This window comes from Mesorhizobium sp. M0340 (assembly GCF_040321535.1).
GTDB lineage: Bacteria > Pseudomonadota > Alphaproteobacteria > Rhizobiales > Rhizobiaceae > Mesorhizobium.
Genome location: NZ_JAMYRR010000035.1, coordinates 1 through 17,204 on the forward strand (window position 1 = coordinate 1; position 17,204 = coordinate 17,204).

Genomic DNA, 17,204 nt, shown 5'->3' on the forward strand with positions numbered 1-17,204 from the left:
ATCACCGAACACTCTCTCCACGGCATCAACACCTCCCGGCAAAAACCGAAAAGTGTTACCTATGTGTCCGGTACAAATCGTCACCTATGTCTCGGGCCGCTCAAACTCGGTGCAGCACTGCCCAATAAATTCCTCAGTTCTCGAGCGTTACTTCGCGCCAGTCCCGCCGCTCCGCCCGATCGAAAAAACCAGCGATGCTGCCCGGCAGGCTGCCGGTCTCCAGAAACGGTGCATGCCCCTGGCCGTCGGCAGTGATCGTCTCGATATCGGTATGGCGCGTCTGCATCTGCTCGAGCGTTTCGGCGGACAGCAGCTTCGAGTTGGCGCCGCGTATCACGAGCATCGGGACCGCCGCCAGCGCGTCGAACTGCGGCCACAGATCGGGCAGCGGCCGGCTGGGATCGAGGCCCGTTAGCGTCTCGACCAGTTTCGGATCAAAATCGGGCAAAAACCCCTCCTCGGTCTCGCGGTAGAGGGCTGACGCCATCCGCTCCCAATCCGCATCGGTCAGCGCCGGAAAATCCGCGCCATGGGTGCCGCGCAGGCCGCGGACCACCTCTGCGTACGCCCTTGGCCTGGGCGTGGGGTCGAGATAGGAGCGGATATGGGCGAGACCTTGCGCCTCGATCACCGGGCCGATGTCGTTGAGGACGATGGCCTTCAGCACGGCCGGCCGCATCGCCGCGAGCACATGGATGATCAGTCCGCCGCGCGACGTGCCGATGAAGGCAGCCTCCTCGATGCTCAGCGCCGCCAGCCCGGCGAGAATATCACCCGCTTCGATGCCGACATTGTAGTGGCCGATATCGGCATCGTAGGCGGACTGCCCGCGCCCGCGATAGTCGAAAGCGACGACCTTGCGCTTCGCCTGCACTGATAGAAAAAGCGCCAGCTCATGAAAATCACGGCAATTGCGGGTCAGGCCGGGAAGGCAAACGACTGGCCAATGGCCGGAATTCGCTTCGCCGTAGATGCGGGCGTGCAGGGACAGCCCGTCCGGCGCGGCGTAGAAGAAGTCGGAAAAACCCTGCTCGATTGCCATATGGACCGCTTCCTCGCAGTTGCCGGATCGTTCCCGACTGCTACAGGCGAGGGCAGAGACGGTCAAATCGAAGCGTCGGCGCTGGGAATCTTCGAGATGTCGGCGGGACAGCGCCCCTCTCTGTCCTGCCGGACATCTCCCCCACGAGGCCCTCAAGGGGGGAGATCGGCCATCATCTCCGTTTTCGATAACATCCCAAGTTGCAGAAAAGTACCCCTCAGCGAACCTGCCAATCTCCCCACTAGAGGGGAGATGTCCGGCAGGACAGGGGGGCGCGAAGGATCGCAGCCTGACTTGGCTTGAAGCCCGGTCGTCACCCTCGGCCGTTCACCAGATCCCCGACAATGTCGTATTTGCCGGAAATGCGCATCTTGTAGACCTCGTAATTCTCCATCACGCGCTGGACGTAACTTCTTGTTTCCGTATAGGGAATCCGCTCGATCCAATCGACGATGGCATCGACGTCCTTGCCGCGCGGATCGCCGTATTTCGCCACCCACTGGGCGGCCCGGGTGGGGCCGGCATTGTAGCCTGCGAAGGTCAGCACATAGGAGCCATCGAAACGGCCGAGCTGCTCGCCGAGAAAGGCAGCGCCCAGCGTTGCATTGTAGCCGGCATCGGTGGTCAGCCGGGCCTGAGAAAATGTCATGCCGGCCTTCTTCGCCAATTGCTTGGCCGTGCCCGGCATCAGCTGCAGCAGTCCGCGCGCGCCGGCGCTGGAGACAGCGCCGATGTTGAACTCGCTTTCCTGCCGGGCAATCGCATAGGCCAGCGCCTTGCCCGAGCCGGAGACGTTGGCGGTGTCGGGAATGACGCCGAGCGGATGCGACAGCGCGCCGACGTCGATGCCGCGGGCGCCGGCGATCTTGCCGACCTTCAGCGCCATGAAATGGTTGCCTTGCCTTTCCGCCAGCGCCGCAAGCAGCGCCAGTTCGCCGGGGCTGTTCAGCTGCCCGGCAAGGTCGCGGTAGAGCGTTTCGGCGTAGCGGTCATAGCCGGCCTCCTGCAGCCGCTTGATGGCGCTGACCGCCTCGCGGGTGGCAAAATTCCGGCGGTCGGCGGCACTCGGCTGGGGGTAGACGATGTTGAGGGTCTGCCGGCCGACGCGCTCGCCGGCGAGTTGGCCGTAAAAGGTCGTGCCGTAGCTGGCGGCGCGGCTGAAATAATCCTTGGCATTGCCGGGCCCGCCGACTTCGGCAGCGCGGCCGAGCCAGTAATAGGCGCGCGACAGCGACATCGGCCCTTGGGCGAGCTCCGCGATTCGCGCAAAATGCTTCGCGGCGGTGCCGGGATCGTTGAGGCCGCGCAGCGCGTACCAGCCGGCGTGGAATTCTGCCTCGGCGGCATTGGCGGCACTTTCGGCGGCGTGCGCGGCGACTATTCTGTAGGCGGTCTTCACGTCGCGCTGGTCGACCAGCTCGCGCGACAGCACCCGGCGCTCGACCCACCAGGCGTCCGGATCGACCAGCGCGTCACGGTCGCCCGGCGCTTTCATCACCAGCGCGGCGGCGTCGGAAAATTTCTGCTGCTTGCGCAGATATTCGGCTTCGGCAAAGAGATAGCCCGCCGCCCGCTGCGCTGTCGGTACCGCCTTCAGCAGCTTGGCCGCGTTCTTGTCGCCTTTGGTGACTGCCGCCCAGGCGTCGGCCAATTGCTGGACGCCGGCGAGACCGGCGACGCGCAGCGCCGAAGCGACCCGGTCGGCATAGAACATGCGCTCCATGCGGAAGCGATGGTCGGCGGCCGGGATCAGCGCGCCGAACTCGCGGATGACCGCCGCCTCGTCCGTGGCTTCGAGCTTTTCGGTGCGCCAGAATGGCGACAGCACCGAGCGCGCCGCCTTCGCATCGCCCAGCGCTACATAGGAGCGGGCCAGGATCACCACGCCCTCGAAGGTCAGCGGCTGACTGCCGTCGAACGCCCGCACCACGACCTGTGGCGTGGGGTTCTCGCGATAGAGCGCGCGCTCGCTGTTCTTGCGCAAGGCGATCGTGCCTGGCCAGTTCGGCAGCATCTTCGCGGCATCGGCGATGTCGCCGCTCGGCACCTGGTCGCCGCCATAAAGCGCTATCGCCCAGGCAAGGATGTGCCGATCGAGCGATTTGGCCGGCAGCGCCTCGCGCATCTGGCGCGCGCGCTGAATGTCGTTTGCGGCCAGCGCGTCGAGACCGCTCTTCAGCATCGCAACGCTGGCGGAAGGCGACGGGGACTGCGGCAGCGCATCGTTGTCCGGCGCCGTCATCGGGATCGCCGACGTGACCCGCATATCGACGCTGCCGCCGATCGCGGCGCCGGGTATCAGCGCGACGATCGCGCCGAAAAGCGCGAAAAGATGAGGCCGCCTGGCCGGCATCTGGTCATTTCCTGTTCTTCGACGTTACAACAGGCACAGTTGAACCGAAGCCTATTCGTCGGTGGTGAAGGGCCCGTAAAGAAACTGTGTCGAGGTCGTTCGAATTGCGATTGCCGGCGCAATGCTTGCCGCGCAACAATGTCGAGACTATGGTGCGCCGCTTCGCTTTCGGCTAGAAGGCGCGCACGACAAAACCCGAAAGGCCCCAAGGAGTTGGACGACATGCTGAGAGGCTCGCTGACCGCGCTCGTCACACCGTTCGAAAAGAGCGGCCGTTTCGACGAGAAAGCCTTTCGCGCGTTCATAGCCTGGCAGATCGCGGAAGGCACGACGGGCGTGGTCCCGGTCGGCACCACCGGCGAGTCGCCGACGCTGTCGCATGACGAGCACCGCCAAGTCGTCAAGGTTTGCATCGAGGTCGCCAAGGGCCGGGTTCCGGTCGTCGCCGGCGCCGGCTCCAACAACACCGAAGAGGCGGTCGGCCTGGTCCAGTATGCCGAGAAGGCGGGCGCCGACGCGGCCCTTGTCGTCACGCCCTATTACAACAGGCCGACGCAGCGCGGCCTCTATGCGCATTTCGCCGCCGTCGCCAAGGCGACCAGCCTGCCGATCATCATCTACAACATTCCACCGCGCTCGGTGGTCGACATGAGCCCGGAGACGATGGGGCAATTGGTGCACGACTTCAAGAACATTGTCGGCGTCAAGGATGCCACCGGCAAGGTCGAGCGGGTTTCAGAGCAGCGCGCCACCTGCGGCAAGGATTTCATCCAGCTCTCCGGCGAAGACGCCTCGGCACTCGGCTTCAACGCGCATGGCGGTGTCGGTTGCATCTCGGTGACAGCAAATGTCGCGCCCAGGCTCTGCGCCGAATTCCAGGAGGCAACGCTTTCCGGCGACAGTGCCAAGGCGCTCGACCTGCAGGACCGTCTGTTGCCGCTGCACAAGGCGATTTTCATGGAGCCCGGCGTTTCGGGCGCGAAATATGCGCTGTCGAAGCTGGGCAAGGTCGAAAACGTGCTGCGCTCGCCGCTAATGACGGTCGAGCCGTCGACCGCCGAGAAGATCGACGCGGCGATGAAGCACGCCGGCTTGATAAACTAGGGATGAGGCGCCACCTCTCCGCATCATGAATCAAGTCAGAAAAGCCGATCCCAACAACAAGACCGTTGCGGAAAACCGCAAGGCGCGGTTTTCCTATGAGGTGCTCGACACGATCGAGGCCGGTCTTGTGCTGACCGGCACCGAGGTGAAGTCGCTGCGCCAGGGCCAGGCCAACATCCAGGACAGCTACGCCTCGGTCGAGGGCGGCGAGATCTGGCTGATCAATTCCTATTTGCCGGAATACCTGCAGGCCAACCGCTTTAACCACGAGCCACGCCGCCGCCGCAAACTCCTGCTCAACAAGCGCGAGATGGCCAAGCTGGCGCAAAGCGTCGACCGCGAAGGCATGACGCTGGTGCCGCTGAAGATCTACTTCAACGACCAGGGCCGTGCCAAGCTGCTGCTCGCCGTTGGCCGCGGCAAGAAGCTGCACGACAAGCGCGAGACCGAAAAGCAGCGCGATTGGTCGCGCGAGAAGGGCCGGCTGCTGAAAGAGCGAGGGTGAGGGGCGGTCCGAAGCGGACGAAAAGCCATGATTTGGCTTTTCGAGCGACGAACGCCCCGAGCATAGCGGCGGGCAGGGCGGACCAATGGGGATAGGTCTCTGTTGAAAAACCGGATCGTCTTGTGGGGTGCTGCCGGTCTGCTCATGGCGGGCCTCATCCTGGCCGGCGGCTATACCTACTTTCAGACGTTTTCTCCGGATCGCGGCAAATATCCGGTCAGGGGCATCGACGTTTCCCACCATCAGCGGCAGATCGACTGGCGGCGTGTTGCCGCCGACGATGTCGCCTTCGCCGTTATCAAGGCAACTGAAGGCGGCGACCATGTCGATGATGCCTTCGCGGGCAATTTGCGTGCGGCCCGCGCCGCCGGCCTTGCCGTCGGCGCCTATCACTTTTTCACCTTCTGCAGGCCCGGTGCCGATCAGGCACGCAACTTCATCTCGGTGGTGCCGCGCGATCAGCCTTTGCTGCCGCCGGTGGTAGACATCGAGTTCGGCGGCAATTGCCCGCAGCGCCCAACTCCCGAACAGCTGAGCGCCGAACTCTCAGCCTTCCTCGGCCCGGTCGAAGCAGCGTTCGGCAAGACGGCGATCCTCTATGTGACCGACGAGGCCGCCCAAGCCTATGCCGGGCAGGTAGCCGGCCGCCCGCGCTGGCTGCGTTCGCTGGCGCTGCGGCCAGGCCATGACGACTGGATTTACTGGCAGTACCACAACCGGGGCCGCGTCGACGGGATCAGCGGCGACGTCGACCTGAATGTCCTCCAAGGCGGGCCGGCGACGCTGGCCGCGTTGTTTGCCGCAGAGCCTGAAGCGACGGCATCGGATTGACGCTATTCCTGTCCGCCCGAAAGCACCCTCAAAGGCGCGATGACGGGAACGACGAAGCCTTCGCCAATTCATATCGCAGGTGGCGCTGTGCTAAGTACATTTGATGCCGGAGCGCCCTTCATCAACCAATGACAGCAACGCCCCGCCTGCTGCGACGGACGGCGGCGATCCCCGCCTGGCATTTGTCTACGCGGAGGCAGTGCGTGGCCTCCAACACCAGCAGGGCGTGGCTGAAAGTCTCAATACGCGCGCCGGCAATCTGATTTTCGCAACTGCGTTCGCGAGTTCTCTCCTTGGAGGCAGGGCGCTCCTGGATGGCGTAGGCCTTGGGACTGGCTGGCGCTGACATTGCTCTTGCTTATCGGGCTGCTGGTCGCGATTATGTTGTGGCCGTATTATAACCATACGTTCCGTTTCGATCCCAAGAAGCTGCCCCAGGACTTCGTCGATCAGCACCTCCCGCAACCCTGGACGGGATGCAACGAGCGCTTGCTGCACATCAAATCCGACATGGCCAGCAATTGGAGGATCATCCAACGCTTGCGCGTCGCGCTGCAGCTTGCACTGTTTCTGTGGTTGCTGGATCTCCTGGTCTGGTTGTTTGCGATCGCCCGAATCTAAGGCTCGTGCCCTGGCGGGCCTCGTCCGACTCTATGTCTTCAGAAAAGCTTCTATCTGACTGAAGACGTCGACGAACATCGCTTCCGTCAACACGCCGGTATTGGTGTTGTAGCGCGAGCAATGATAGCTGGAAAATAGCGTGATGCCATTGGCCTGCTGCTGCCCACCATGCCGGAACGGATAGGCGGCAACGCGTTGGCCGAGCGCCCGCACGGTCGACTGGTGCGCGATCGAGCCCAGCGCCAGCACAGCGCGCAGATTTGGAAACCGCGCAATCGTCGGTACCAGGAACGTCCGGCAGGTCGCTATCTCGGCGCCAACCGGCTTGTTATCCGGCGGCACGCAGCGCACCGCATTGGTAATCGCCGAACCGACAAGCTCCAGCCCGTCATCTGGTCGCGCTTTGAATTCGCCGCGCGCAAAGCCGTGCGCGATCAGCGTGTTGTAGAGCAGGTCGCCGGCAAAATCGCCGGTGAAGGGGCGCCCCGTCCGGTTCGCCCCGCGCAGGCCAGGCGCCAGGCCGACGATCAGCAAGCGCACCGCATCCCCGCCTTCCGGCGGCAAAAAGGTCGGCACCGGCGCGTTGAACCAGGACGGCTCGCGCCGCCGCCACTCGGCGATGAAGTCGTGCAGCCGCGGGCAGAGCGGGCAATCGCGATCGGGTTCGGGCGAGACGACCACGGGCGCGGTCAAGGCAACGACCGTCAATAGTCTTCCTCGTCGACTTCGGCCGGTTCGGGCCGACGCACCGGCCGCTCCGACGGATCGCGGCCGACTTCGTTCTTGAGTGTCATCAGGTCAATGAAATGGTCGGCCTGGCGGCGCAGATCGTCGGAGATCATCGGCGGCTGCGAAGCCATCGTCGAGACGATCGACACCTTGCGCCCGCGCCGCTGCAGCGCCTCGACCAGCGTACGGAAATCGCCGTCGCCCGAAAAGATGACATAATGGTCGACGACGTCGGCAAGCTCCAGCGCATCGACGGTCAGCTCGATATCCATATTGCCCTTGATCTTGCGCCGGCCGGTCGAGTCGGTGAATTCCTTGGCCGGTTTGGTCACCACCTTGAAGCCGTTATAATCGAGCCAGTCGATCAGCGGCCGTATCGAGGAGTATTCCTGATCCTCGACCAGCGCCGTGTAGTAATAAGCGCGCAGCAGATAGCCGCGTTTCTGGAAGCTCGCCAGAAGTTTGCGGTAGTCGATGTCGAAGCCCAGTGCGCGCGAGGTGGCGTAGAGATTGGCACCGTCGATAAAGAGAGCGATTTTTTCACGAGGATCGAACATGGAAAAATGTCCTTTTTCGAAATAAGCGATCGTCTAAATGCGTGGCGACTATCGGCCGGTCTGATAACAGACCTGTTGGCCTTCATCATTCGAGATAACGCCAGTTTTACGGCAATCCAAGGCACCATGCGGCACCGCAAGCAATTGTGATCGGCGCTGTGTCGTCGCAGGCGGCCCGCGTCAGAGCTGCGCGCCGCCATAAAAGCTTGTGTTTTGGCGGCGTTCGGGTTATGGACCGCGCCTGTTTTCCATCAAATCCAGGCATGAAAGGGGCAACTCATGGCCCGCGTAACCGTTGAAGATTGCATCGACAAGGTCGACAACCGCTTCGAGCTGGTGCTCCTGGCCGGCCACCGCGCCCGTCAGATCAGCCAGGGCGCGCAGATCACCGTACCGCGCGACAACGACAAGAACCCGGTCGTTGCGCTCCGCGAAATCGCCGAAGAGACGCTGTCACCGGACGACCTCAAGGAAGATCTCATCCATTCGCTGCAGAAGCATGTCGAGGTCGACGAGCCGGAAGCCGATGGCGAGGCGATTGCCGACCAGACCGGCAGCGCCGTTGCGGCCACCGATGCCGACGACGCCGAGGACAACGTCACCTTCGATCGCATGACCGAAGAAGACCTGTTGGCTGGCATCGAAGGTCTGGTGCCGCCGGAAAAAAGCGACGATTATTGATCTTAGCGACAACTGCCGACACTTTCGCGTCGGCGGTTTCGTGGCTATCTATGACATGCGCCGTACGCCAGTGCGGCGCATGATTCATTTCAGCATTGCGAGATCCTGCCCATGATGCGTCAGTACGAGCTTGTCGAGCGCGTCCAGCGCTACAAGCCTGACGTCAACGAGGCGCTGCTCAACAAGGCCTATGTCTACGCCATGCAGAAGCATGGCCACCAGAAGCGTGCTTCCGGCGATCCCTATTTCTCGCATCCGCTCGAAGTCGCCGCCATCCTTACCGAAATGCATATGGACGAGGCGACGATCGCCGTTGCCTTGCTGCATGACACGATCGAGGACACCACGGCGACCAGGGCCGAGATCGACGAATTGTTCGGCCCGGAAATGGGCAAGCTGGTCGAAGGCTTGACCAAGCTGAAGAAGCTCGACCTCGTCTCCAAAAAGGCCGAGCAGGCGGAGAACCTGCGCAAGCTGTTGCTGGCGATCTCGGAAGACGTTCGCGTGCTGCTCGTCAAGCTCGCCGACCGCTTGCACAACATGCGCACGCTCGACCATGTGCCGGAAGCCAAGCGCCTGCGCATCGCCGAGGAAACGATGGATATCTATGCGCCGCTGGCCGGGCGCATGGGCATGCAAGGCATGCGCGAGGAGCTCGAGGAGATCGCCTTCCGCTTCATCAATCCGGAAGCCTACCGCGCCGTCACCGCACGGCTGGCCGAAATTTTCGAGCGCAACAAGGGCGTGCTGTCCGAAATCGAGAAGGCGCTCTCCACGCTGTTCGACAAATATTCGATCAAGGCCGAGGTCAAGAGCCGGCAGAAGAAGCCGTGGTCGGTGTTCCGCAAGATGGAAGCCAAGGCGTTGTCGTTCGAGCAGCTGTCCGACATCTTCGGCTTTCGCGTCGTCGTCGATACGGTCGAGGACTGCTACCGGGCGCTCGGCGCCATTCACACCACCTGGTCGATGGTGCCCGGCCGCTTCAAGGACTACATCTCCACGCCGAAGCAGAACGACTACCGCTCGATCCACACCACCATCGTCGGCCCGTCGCGCCAGCGCGTCGAATTGCAGATCCGCACCTACCAGATGAACAAGATCGCCGAATACGGCGTCGCCGCTCATTCGATCTATAAGGATACCGGCGGCAAGATGAATGGTGCCGCCCATGCGATCTCGAAGGAAACCAATGCCTATGCCTGGCTGCGGCGCACCATCGAGCAGCTTGCCGAAGGCGACAACCCCGAGGACTTCCTCGAAAACACCAAGCTGGAACTGTTCCAGGACCAGGTGTTCTGCTTTACGCCGAAGGGCATGCTGATCGCGCTGCCGCGCGGCGCCACGCCGATCGACTTTGCCTATGCCGTCCACACCGATGTCGGCGACACTTGCGTCGGCGCCAAGGTCAATGGCCGCATCATGCCGCTGATGACGGAGCTGAAGAACGGCGACGAGGTTGAGATCATCCGCTCGAAGGCGCAGGTGCCGCCTGCGGCATGGGAATCGGTGGTGGTTACCGGCAAGGCGCGGTCGGCCATCCGCCGCGCCACCAAGAACGCTATTCGAAAGCAATATTCAGGTCTCGGTATCCGCATTCTGGAGCGCGCCTTCGAACGGTCCGGCAAGACCTTCACCAAGGAAAGCCTGAAGCCGGTGCTGCACCGGCTGGCGCGCAAGGACATCGAAGATGTGCTGGCCGCGGTCGGCCGAGGCGAAGTTGCCTCCACCGATGTCATGAAGGCGGTGTTTCCCGACTACAAGGACGAGCGCGTCACGCTGGTCGCGCCCAAGCAGCGCGAGGAGGGCTGGTCGAAGATCCGCAACGCCGCCGGCATGCTGTTCCAGATTCCGGGCCGCGCCGCGCGCAAGGACAAGAACCAGCCGCGCGACGATGCGGTGCCGATCCGCGGCGTGCGCGGCGATTTGCCGGTGCGCTTCGCGCCGGAAGGGGCAGTGCCAGGCGATCGCATCGTCGGCATCGTGCAGCCGGGAACCGGTATCACCATCTATCCGATCCAGTCGCCGGCATTGCAGGCCTTTGACGACCAGCCCGAGCGCTGGATCGACGTGCGCTGGGATATTGACGAGCGCACCAAGGAGCGGTTCCCGGCGCGCGTCTCGGTCACCGCCATCAACGCGCCGGGTTCGCTAGCCGACATTGCGCAAGTCGTCGCATCCAACGATGCCAACATCCACACTTTGTCGATGGTGCGCACCGCGCCCGATTTCACCGAAATGCTGATCGATCTCGAAGTATGGGACCTCAAGCACTTGAACCGGCTGCTGTCGCAGCTAAAGGACAATTCGAGCGTCAGCGACGCGCGACGCGTCAACGGCTAGACCACCAACTTTGTTGGAAGAGGCAGAAGATGAACACCGACGAAGTGCTGGGCATTTTCCGCGAGGCCGGCGCCGTTCTTGAAGGGCATTTCATCCTGACGTCCGGCCTGCGCAGCCCGGTCTTCCTGCAGAAGGCGCGCGTTTTCATGCATGCCGACAAGACCGAGCGCTTGTGCAAGGCGCTCGCCGAAAAGATCCGCACTGGCGTGCCCGGCAGGATCGACTACGTCGTCGGCCCGGCGATCGGCGGGCTGATCCCGGCCTATGAGACCTCGCGCCATCTTGGTGTGCCGGCGATCTGGGTCGAGCGGGAAGGGGGCGAATTCAGGCTGCGCCGCTTCGAGATCGCCAAGGGATCGCGCGTCGTCATTGTCGAGGACATCGTCACCACCGGCCTGTCGATCCGCGAGACCATCGACTGTCTGCGCGCACTTGGCACCAATGTCGTTGCCGCTGCGTGCATCATCGACCGCTCGGCCGGTAAGAGCGATGTCGGCGTGCCGTTGATCGCGCTCGCCGAATACGAGGTTCCGGCCTATCCGGCCGACAGGCTGCCGCCCGAGCTTGCCGCCATACCGGCGATCAAGCCGGGCAGCCGCAATATCTAATGCATGTCGCCCAAAGCTTGTCCTCGGGCTTGAACCGAGGATGTGCAGCGGTTTTGGGACAAAGAAATGCATAAAACAAGTCAAGAGGCGCTGCCGTGATTGCCGGTATCGACCATTTCGTGCTGACGGTTCGCTCCGTTGAAGACACCTGCGCCTTCTATCAGCGCGTGCTCGGCTTCAAGCGCCTCGACGAGCCGAACCGGCCGACGGCGCTGCTGTTTGGAACGCAAAAGATCAATGTGCATGAGGTCGGGCACACCTTCGAGCCGAAGGCCAAGGCGCCGACGCCGGGCTCCGGGGATTTCTGCTTGATTGCCGCCCGGCCGCTCGCCGAGATATGTGCCAACCTCGCCGCCAATGGCGTGGTGATAGAGGTCGGCCCGGTCGAGCGTGCCGGCGCTCGTGGCGCGATGATGTCGGTCTATTTTCGTGACCCGGACGGCAACCTCGTCGAGGTCAGCGAATATCGACCCTAAGTGGCGCTCCTTAAATTCGCCGCGATCATGCCCTGTTCAGAACGGCGATGCCCAAGGCTGGCGCGACCGGCCACCGAGCGGATGCCCTCGGCCTCGTTGTTCTTCGGCCAGCGCATCGCTATATCAAAGTCGTAGTTGCTTTTCGGCGACCGCAGAGCGCAGCATGGGGCTGTCGCGCCCGGCTGGAGGCGTGAAGCTATTGACGGAACTAGGAACAGGAACAGAGTGCTTTTTCGACGGCGCAAGCCTGATGGTTTCTTAGAGCGGGTGCGTACTTATTTGTGGCCGCGCCGCTCGTTCTCGCGCTCGCTGCGGTATTTTTCCAAGCGCATCCTGCGGCTTAGAGCCACGCCGCATGCCGTGGCCGCCGGTGTTGCGGCGGGCGTATTCGCGTCGTTTTTCCCGCTTGGCTTCCACTTCATCATTGCCGCCATTCTGTGCTGGCTGATCGCCGGCAATCTGGTTGCCGCAGCACTCGGCACGGTCTTCGGCAACCCCCTTACCTTTCCTCTGCTATGGGCCGCCTCCTGGGAGGTCGGCAAGCTGATCCTGCATGAAGACCTGCCCGCACACGGACCGCCTGCCCATCTCGGCGACATGCTGCACAATCTTTCCTTCGCGCAATTGTGGGGACCGGTGCTGAAGCCGATGACGGTTGGCGCAATACCGCTCGGCCTGGTTTTCGGCCTGCTGTTTTACGGCATTACCCGCTGGGGCATGGTCACTTTCCAGGAGCAGCGCCGCAAGCGTCTGGCCGAAAGGGCGGCAAAGGCTGGAAAAACCGGGCCGGAAGTTCCCGCCGAATGATTATTGGTATCGGCAGCGATCTCATCGACATCAGACGCATCGAGAAGTCGTTGGAACGTCACGGTCAGCGCTTCATCCAACGCATCTACACCGAGATCGAACAGGCGCGCTCCGAAAACCGCGCGGCGCGTGCGGCCTCCTACGCCAAGCGTTTCGCCGCCAAGGAGGCCTGCGCCAAGGCGTTGGGCACCGGTCTTGCGCAGGGTGTGTTCTGGCGTGACATGGGGGTCGTCAACCTGGCCAGCGGCAAGCCGACCATGGCGCTCACCAACGGGGCGGCAGCGCGGCTGGACGAAATCCTGCCTGAAAGGCACCGAGCCGTGATCCACCTCACCATAACCGATGATTTTCCGCTCGCTCAAGCCTTTGTGATCATTGAAGCGTTGCCGGTCGAAGAAGCGCCACATTGATTGCATCTGACCACCGGCATGACGTTGCCCAGCGCGCGCCGAGACTCTATACCATCCAACGCACAATCGAGGACGACATGAGCGTGGCTGAAAAAACCCAGAAGAAATCCGGTGGACTTGGCGAAACCGTCAGCGTCATCGTCCAGGCCCTGCTGCTTGCGCTGGTCATCCGCACGCTCCTGTTCCAGCCGTTCTCGATCCCGTCCGGGTCGATGCGGCCGACTTTGCTCGAAGGCGACTATCTCTTCGTCACCAAGTGGTCCTACGGCTTCTCCCGCTATTCGCTGCCGTTCGGGCCGAACATCTTTTCGGGCCGCATCTGGGGCTCCGAGCCGAAGCGCGGCGACGTGGTGGTGTTCAAGTTTCCGCCGGATCCTTCTGTCGATTATATCAAGCGCGTCGTCGGCCTGCCGGGCGACAAGATCCAGGTCAAGGATGGCCAGCTCTTCATCAACGACGTGGGCGTGCCGCGCGTCAAAGTCGGGCAGATCGACAACCGCGACATCACCGAGGAGAACGGGCCGGTCGATGTCTATCGCGAGACGCTGCCGAACGGCGTCAGCTACGACACGCTCGACCTGACGCAGGCTTCGATCGGCGACAATACCAAAGAGTTCAAGGTGCCGCCCGGTCACTATTTCATGATGGGCGACAATCGCGACAACTCGTCGGACAGCCGCTTCACCGTCGGCTTCGTGCCGGACGAGAATTTGGTCGGCCGCGCCAACCTCATTTTCTTCTCGATCGGCGGCAGCGCCAGCCCGCTCGAAATCTGGAAATGGCCGTCGCAGATGCGCGCCTCGCGCCTGTTCCATTTCGTCAATTAGGACCATGGCGGCGACGAAACGGCTGACCGCCGATGCGCTCGCCGAGGCGCTCAAGGAGCGCACCGGCCACAGTTTTGGCGACCACCAGCGCCTGCAGCGGGCGCTGACCCATGCCAGCGCTCGCGGCAGTCATGCCGGCGTCGACTACGAACGTTTCGAATTCCTGGGCGACCGCGTTCTCGGCCTTGTCGTTGCCGATATGCTGCTGGCGGCATTTCCCGACGCTGCCGAGGGTGAGCTGTCGCTCAGACTGAACGCCCTGGTCAACGCCGAGGCCCTGGCGGAAATCGCCGATGAGATCGGCCTGCCGGAACTCATTCGCGCCGGTTCGGACGTACGCGGCCTCGATGGGCGCAAGCGCGTCAATCTGCGCGCCGATGCATTGGAATCGCTGATCGCCGTGCTCTATCTCGACGGCGGGTTGGAAGCGGCCCGTGCCTTTATCCACAGATACTGGCAGCCGCGCTCGCAAGCCATTGACGCCGCCCGTCGCGATGCGAAAACCGAACTCCAGGAATGGGCGCATCAGGCGGCAAGCGCAGTGCCGGTTTACATAATCGACAGCCGCGAGGGACCGGACCACGATCCGCTGTTCACCGTCAGTGTGAAGGTCGGCGCCTATCCGCCGGCGACCGGTAGCGGGCGCTCCAAGCGCGAAGCGGAGCAGGCTGCAGCCGCGGCACTTCTGCAGCGGGAAGGCGTCTGGCTCGATCAAGGGAGTGCCGCATGACCGCCACCGAAGCTCCCGCAACAGAAGCGCCCGCTACCCGCTCCGGCTTCGTCGCGCTGATTGGCGCGCCCAATGCGGGGAAATCGACGCTGGTCAACCAATTGGTCGGCGCCAAGGTGTCGATCGTGACACACAAGGTGCAGACCACGCGCGCCATCGTGCGCGGCATTGCCACCCACAACAACGCGCAGATCGTCTTCGTCGACACGCCGGGCATATTCAAGCCGAAGCGCCGGCTGGACACCGCGATGGTGACCACAGCCTGGGGCGGTGCCAAGGACGCCGATATCGTGCTGCTCTTGATCGATGCCGAGCGCGGCATCCGGGGCGATGCAGATGCCATCCTCGAGCGGCTGAAGGATGTCCGGCAGCCGATGGTGTTGATCCTCAACAAGGTCGATCGGGTCAAGCACGAGACGTTGCTTGCATTGTCGGCGGCAGCCAACGAAAGGGTGCCGTTCAAGCGCACCTTCATGGTTTCGGCGCTGACGGGGTCCGGCTGCAAGGACCTGCTCGACTATCTCGCCGAGACCCTGCCGGCCGGACCCTGGTACTACCCTGAAGACCAGATCTCCGACCTTCCGATGCGCCAGCTCGCAGCCGAGATCACCCGCGAAAAGCTCTATCTCAGGCTACATCAGGAACTGCCTTATTCCTCCCACATCGAGACAGAGAAATGGGAAGAGAAGAAGGACGGGTCGGTGCGCATCGACCAGACAATCTATGTCGAGCGCGACAGCCAGAAGAAGATCGTGCTCGGCCATAAGGGCGAGACGATCCGCGCCATCGGCCAGGCCGCGCGTATGGAGATCGCAGGCATCCTCGAGCAGAAGGTGCACCTCTTCCTGTTCGTCAAGGTGCGCGAGAACTGGGGCGACGATCCCGAGCGCTACCGCGAGATGGGGCTCGAATTTCCGCACTGAGCTATCCAAGGATTTGGCCGATCGGTCGAGCTGTCTGTTGGTCGTCTCAGGATTCTGAGCGGTCCCCAAGCGCCAACGACACACCGTTGGCAAGATGCTCGGCGTCGGACGCGTTTTCGAACGGGATGCCCGTTCTTGCATAGTCGAGCGGTGAGAAATCGGAGCCGTCGGCGTCGATCAGCGCAGCCTGGCGCCTTGCCGCTTGCATGTCGCCGAACTGAGCGTAACAGGCGGCAAGCCGGGTGCGGATCCACGGCGTCGGTCGCGTCGCCAACTCCAGCACCTCGGCAGCCGTGCGGTATTCGCCCAGCATGTATAGCGCGAGCGCGCGATCGTACTGATACCAGTGAGGATGCAGCGGGTTGATGCGGATGGCGCGCGCCAGCCAGGCGAGCGCGTCGAGCGGCCGGCCGCGCATCGTCAACAGATGCCCCATCTGCTCGATACAGTCTGCGTCGCCCGGATTGAGCTCGAGCGCGATGCGCAAATGATGCTCGGCCGCCTCGTGGTCGCGCATATTGAGCCGCACCAGCGACTGGATGCGGTGTGCCGTTGCCTGGTCCGGCGACAATGCGATGCCCCGGTCGGCCAGGTCGCGGGCCTTCGTCAGCACGGCGTCGCTGCTCGGTCCGAATTCGCTGTTAAGCACATGCGACAGCGCCAGATAGGTGTAGGCGAGGCCATAGGCCGGGTCCCTGACGATAGCAGCCTCGAAAAACGCTGCTGCTTGTTTCAGTTCGCTTTGCGCCGGATCGCGCAGCAAGGCGACGCCGCGCAGCACCAGTTCATGGGCGGCGAGGCTGGCTACCGGCTGCCGCGAGGCACGTTGCAGGCCGGCATTGTTCACCCGAACCACCAGCCGGCCGACGATCTTTTCGACGATCTCCTGCTGGATGGCGGACAGCCCGGCGTAATCGGCCTGGTAGCGATCGCCCCAGAGCTGGGAAGCGCTGGCTGCGTCAACGAGATTGACCGCACAGACGATGCTGTCTGCCTGCCGCCGCACCGAGCCCTCGACGACATAGTCGGCGCCGATGCACGAACGCACGACAGGCCATTCGCCAGGCGAATAGGACGCAAACGAGAAGCTCGAGTTGCGCGCCAGCACCGTCAACGTGCCGAAGCGGGCGAGGCCATTGATAATGTCTTCGGCAATACCATCGACGATCGCTTCGTCGGCCGGATCGGCGCCGTCATTGCGGAATCTGAGCACCGCCACGATCGGCTGGGCGCCGAGTTCGGGCACCGGCTCGATTTCAGGGATCAGCATGTAGCCGCGCTTCGATACGGTCCGTATCGTTTCCTCGCCGAGCACCTTGCGGATCTCGCGAATCGACTGCGTCAGCGAATCCTCGGTGACGAAAACACCCGGCCAGACCGCATCCATCAATTCCGACTTCGGCACCACACGGCCGTTGTGGCGGGCGAGATGCGTCAGCAATGCGTAGGCTTTCGGCCGCAGGAAGGCCGGCTGTCCGGCCCGGCCGAGCGTACCTTTGCCCAGATCGAGCGTGAAACCGCCAAACTGAAAAACCTGCTCAGTGGCCGAAACCGCCATCGAAACGGCCCGCTCCCTGCAGCCGTGCCTGTATTGGCCTACGGCTGGAGGGCTGGGTCAAGGTCTGTCGCCGCCGAAAGCGGCGCTTTGGATTTGGACGCC

General features: G+C 63.0%; 18 protein-coding genes. 13 read left to right on the forward strand and 5 right to left on the reverse strand.

The annotated features are described in order from the left end of the window. Nucleotides 1–133: 133 nt before the first annotated feature. A complete protein-coding gene (locus tag NKI79_RS30050) occupies nt 134–1,042 on the reverse strand; it encodes an alpha/beta fold hydrolase (RefSeq protein ID WP_352806740.1) in 909 nt (302 codons plus the stop codon). 313 nt (nt 1,043–1,355) lie between these two features. Beyond that, complete coding sequence (locus NKI79_RS30055; protein ID WP_352806743.1) at nt 1,356–3,395, reverse strand: lytic transglycosylase domain-containing protein; 2,040 nt, start codon at nt 3,393–3,395, stop codon at nt 1,356–1,358. A 222-nt stretch (nt 3,396–3,617) separates the two neighbouring features. Here NKI79_RS30055 and dapA point away from each other — a divergent pair, with 222 nt between their 5' ends. The 4 genes from dapA to NKI79_RS30075 all read left to right on the forward strand — a co-directional run bounded on the left by dapA (nt 3,618) and on the right by NKI79_RS30075 (nt 6,456). Next, on the forward strand, nt 3,618–4,499 hold the full coding sequence (dapA, locus tag NKI79_RS30060) for a 4-hydroxy-tetrahydrodipicolinate synthase (RefSeq protein ID WP_254820184.1): 882 nt from the start codon (nt 3,618–3,620) through the stop codon (nt 4,497–4,499). 25 nt (nt 4,500–4,524) lie between these two features. Continuing rightward, nucleotides 4,525–5,004 (forward strand): SsrA-binding protein SmpB, encoded by a 480-nt coding sequence (gene smpB, locus NKI79_RS30065; RefSeq protein WP_023768487.1) that lies wholly within the window; start codon nt 4,525–4,527, stop codon nt 5,002–5,004. Nucleotides 5,005–5,106: 102 nt separating this feature from the next. Continuing rightward, the gene (locus NKI79_RS30070; RefSeq protein WP_352806747.1) at nt 5,107–5,835 is read left to right on the forward strand and encodes a GH25 family lysozyme; all 729 of its coding nucleotides are present in this window, start codon (nt 5,107–5,109) and stop codon (nt 5,833–5,835) included. A gap of 348 nt (nt 5,836–6,183) precedes the next feature. Next, entirely contained in the window at nt 6,184–6,456 is a 273-nt protein-coding gene (locus NKI79_RS30075; protein ID WP_352806749.1) for a hypothetical protein, read from the forward strand. A 30-nt stretch (nt 6,457–6,486) separates the two neighbouring features. Here the strand turns inward: NKI79_RS30075 and NKI79_RS30080 are convergent, their stop codons facing one another. Continuing rightward, complete coding sequence (locus tag NKI79_RS30080; RefSeq protein ID WP_352806750.1) at nt 6,487–7,164, reverse strand: uracil-DNA glycosylase; 678 nt, start codon at nt 7,162–7,164, stop codon at nt 6,487–6,489. Then, nucleotides 7,161–7,742: a LabA-like NYN domain-containing protein gene (locus tag NKI79_RS30085; protein ID WP_023677774.1), complete on the reverse strand. Its 582-nt coding sequence runs from the start codon at nt 7,740–7,742 to the stop codon at nt 7,161–7,163. The genes NKI79_RS30080 and NKI79_RS30085 overlap by 4 nt, the downstream gene beginning before the upstream one ends. 279 nt (nt 7,743–8,021) lie before the next feature. Here NKI79_RS30085 and rpoZ point away from each other — a divergent pair, with 279 nt between their 5' ends. The 9 genes from rpoZ to era all read left to right on the forward strand — a co-directional run bounded on the left by rpoZ (nt 8,022) and on the right by era (nt 15,544). Further along, nucleotides 8,022–8,423 (forward strand): DNA-directed RNA polymerase subunit omega, encoded by a 402-nt coding sequence (rpoZ, locus tag NKI79_RS30090; RefSeq protein ID WP_023677773.1) that lies wholly within the window; start codon nt 8,022–8,024, stop codon nt 8,421–8,423. 111 nt (nt 8,424–8,534) lie between these two features. Next, the gene (locus NKI79_RS30095) at nt 8,535–10,763 is read left to right on the forward strand and encodes a RelA/SpoT family protein (protein ID WP_254820189.1); all 2,229 of its coding nucleotides are present in this window, start codon (nt 8,535–8,537) and stop codon (nt 10,761–10,763) included. Between the two features lie 29 nt (nt 10,764–10,792). Next, complete coding sequence (gene pyrE / locus NKI79_RS30100) at nt 10,793–11,371, forward strand: orotate phosphoribosyltransferase (RefSeq protein WP_352802392.1); 579 nt, start codon at nt 10,793–10,795, stop codon at nt 11,369–11,371. A gap of 95 nt (nt 11,372–11,466) precedes the next feature. Continuing rightward, nucleotides 11,467–11,847 carry a VOC family protein gene (locus NKI79_RS30105; protein WP_352802394.1) on the forward strand — a complete coding sequence of 127 codons (381 nt, stop codon included), beginning with the start codon at nt 11,467–11,469 and terminating at the stop codon, nt 11,845–11,847. Between the two features lie 225 nt (nt 11,848–12,072). Next, nucleotides 12,073–12,654, forward strand: a complete 582-nt coding sequence (locus NKI79_RS30110) for a DUF2062 domain-containing protein (RefSeq protein ID WP_352806755.1) — start codon at nt 12,073–12,075, stop codon at nt 12,652–12,654. After that, nucleotides 12,651–13,064: a holo-ACP synthase gene (acpS, locus tag NKI79_RS30115; RefSeq protein ID WP_254820193.1), complete on the forward strand. Its 414-nt coding sequence runs from the start codon at nt 12,651–12,653 to the stop codon at nt 13,062–13,064. The genes NKI79_RS30110 and acpS overlap by 4 nt, the downstream gene beginning before the upstream one ends. A 77-nt stretch (nt 13,065–13,141) precedes the next feature. Beyond that, nucleotides 13,142–13,891: a signal peptidase I gene (gene lepB, locus NKI79_RS30120; RefSeq protein ID WP_352508500.1), complete on the forward strand. Its 750-nt coding sequence runs from the start codon at nt 13,142–13,144 to the stop codon at nt 13,889–13,891. A gap of 4 nt (nt 13,892–13,895) precedes the next feature. Further along, entirely contained in the window at nt 13,896–14,621 is a 726-nt protein-coding gene (gene rnc / locus NKI79_RS30125) for a ribonuclease III (RefSeq protein ID WP_254820195.1), read from the forward strand. After that, nucleotides 14,618–15,544 (forward strand): GTPase Era, encoded by a 927-nt coding sequence (gene era / locus NKI79_RS30130; protein ID WP_023677765.1) that lies wholly within the window; start codon nt 14,618–14,620, stop codon nt 15,542–15,544. The genes rnc and era overlap by 4 nt, the downstream gene beginning before the upstream one ends. A gap of 46 nt (nt 15,545–15,590) precedes the next feature. Here era and NKI79_RS30135 read toward each other — a convergent pair whose 3' ends face one another. Then, complete coding sequence (locus NKI79_RS30135) at nt 15,591–17,102, reverse strand: winged helix-turn-helix domain-containing tetratricopeptide repeat protein (protein WP_352806757.1); 1,512 nt, start codon at nt 17,100–17,102, stop codon at nt 15,591–15,593. Nucleotides 17,103–17,204 lie beyond the last annotated feature (102 nt).

Bases quoted from the DNA above. Each gene is read 5' to 3' on its own strand.
- NKI79_RS30050 (WP_352806740.1), bottom strand. From the start codon at position 1,042: ATGGCAATCGAGCAGGGTTTTTCCGACTTCTTCTACGCCGCGCCGGAC.
- NKI79_RS30055 (WP_352806743.1), bottom strand. From the start codon at position 3,395: ATGCCGGCCAGGCGGCCTCATCTTTTCGCGCTTTTCGGCGCGATCGTC.
- dapA (WP_254820184.1), top strand. From the start codon at position 3,618: ATGCTGAGAGGCTCGCTGACCGCGCTCGTCACACCGTTCGAAAAGAGC.
- smpB (WP_023768487.1), top strand. From the start codon at position 4,525: ATGAATCAAGTCAGAAAAGCCGATCCCAACAACAAGACCGTTGCGGAA.
- NKI79_RS30085 (WP_023677774.1), bottom strand. From the start codon at position 7,742: ATGTTCGATCCTCGTGAAAAAATCGCTCTCTTTATCGACGGTGCCAAT.
- rpoZ (WP_023677773.1), top strand. From the start codon at position 8,022: ATGGCCCGCGTAACCGTTGAAGATTGCATCGACAAGGTCGACAACCGC.
- NKI79_RS30095 (WP_254820189.1), top strand. From the start codon at position 8,535: ATGATGCGTCAGTACGAGCTTGTCGAGCGCGTCCAGCGCTACAAGCCT.
- pyrE (WP_352802392.1), top strand. From the start codon at position 10,793: ATGAACACCGACGAAGTGCTGGGCATTTTCCGCGAGGCCGGCGCCGTT.
- acpS (WP_254820193.1), top strand. From the start codon at position 12,651: ATGATTATTGGTATCGGCAGCGATCTCATCGACATCAGACGCATCGAG.
- lepB (WP_352508500.1), top strand. From the start codon at position 13,142: ATGAGCGTGGCTGAAAAAACCCAGAAGAAATCCGGTGGACTTGGCGAA.
- rnc (WP_254820195.1), top strand. From the start codon at position 13,896: ATGGCGGCGACGAAACGGCTGACCGCCGATGCGCTCGCCGAGGCGCTC.
- era (WP_023677765.1), top strand. From the start codon at position 14,618: ATGACCGCCACCGAAGCTCCCGCAACAGAAGCGCCCGCTACCCGCTCC.
- NKI79_RS30135 (WP_352806757.1), bottom strand. From the start codon at position 17,102: ATGGCGGTTTCGGCCACTGAGCAGGTTTTTCAGTTTGGCGGTTTCACG.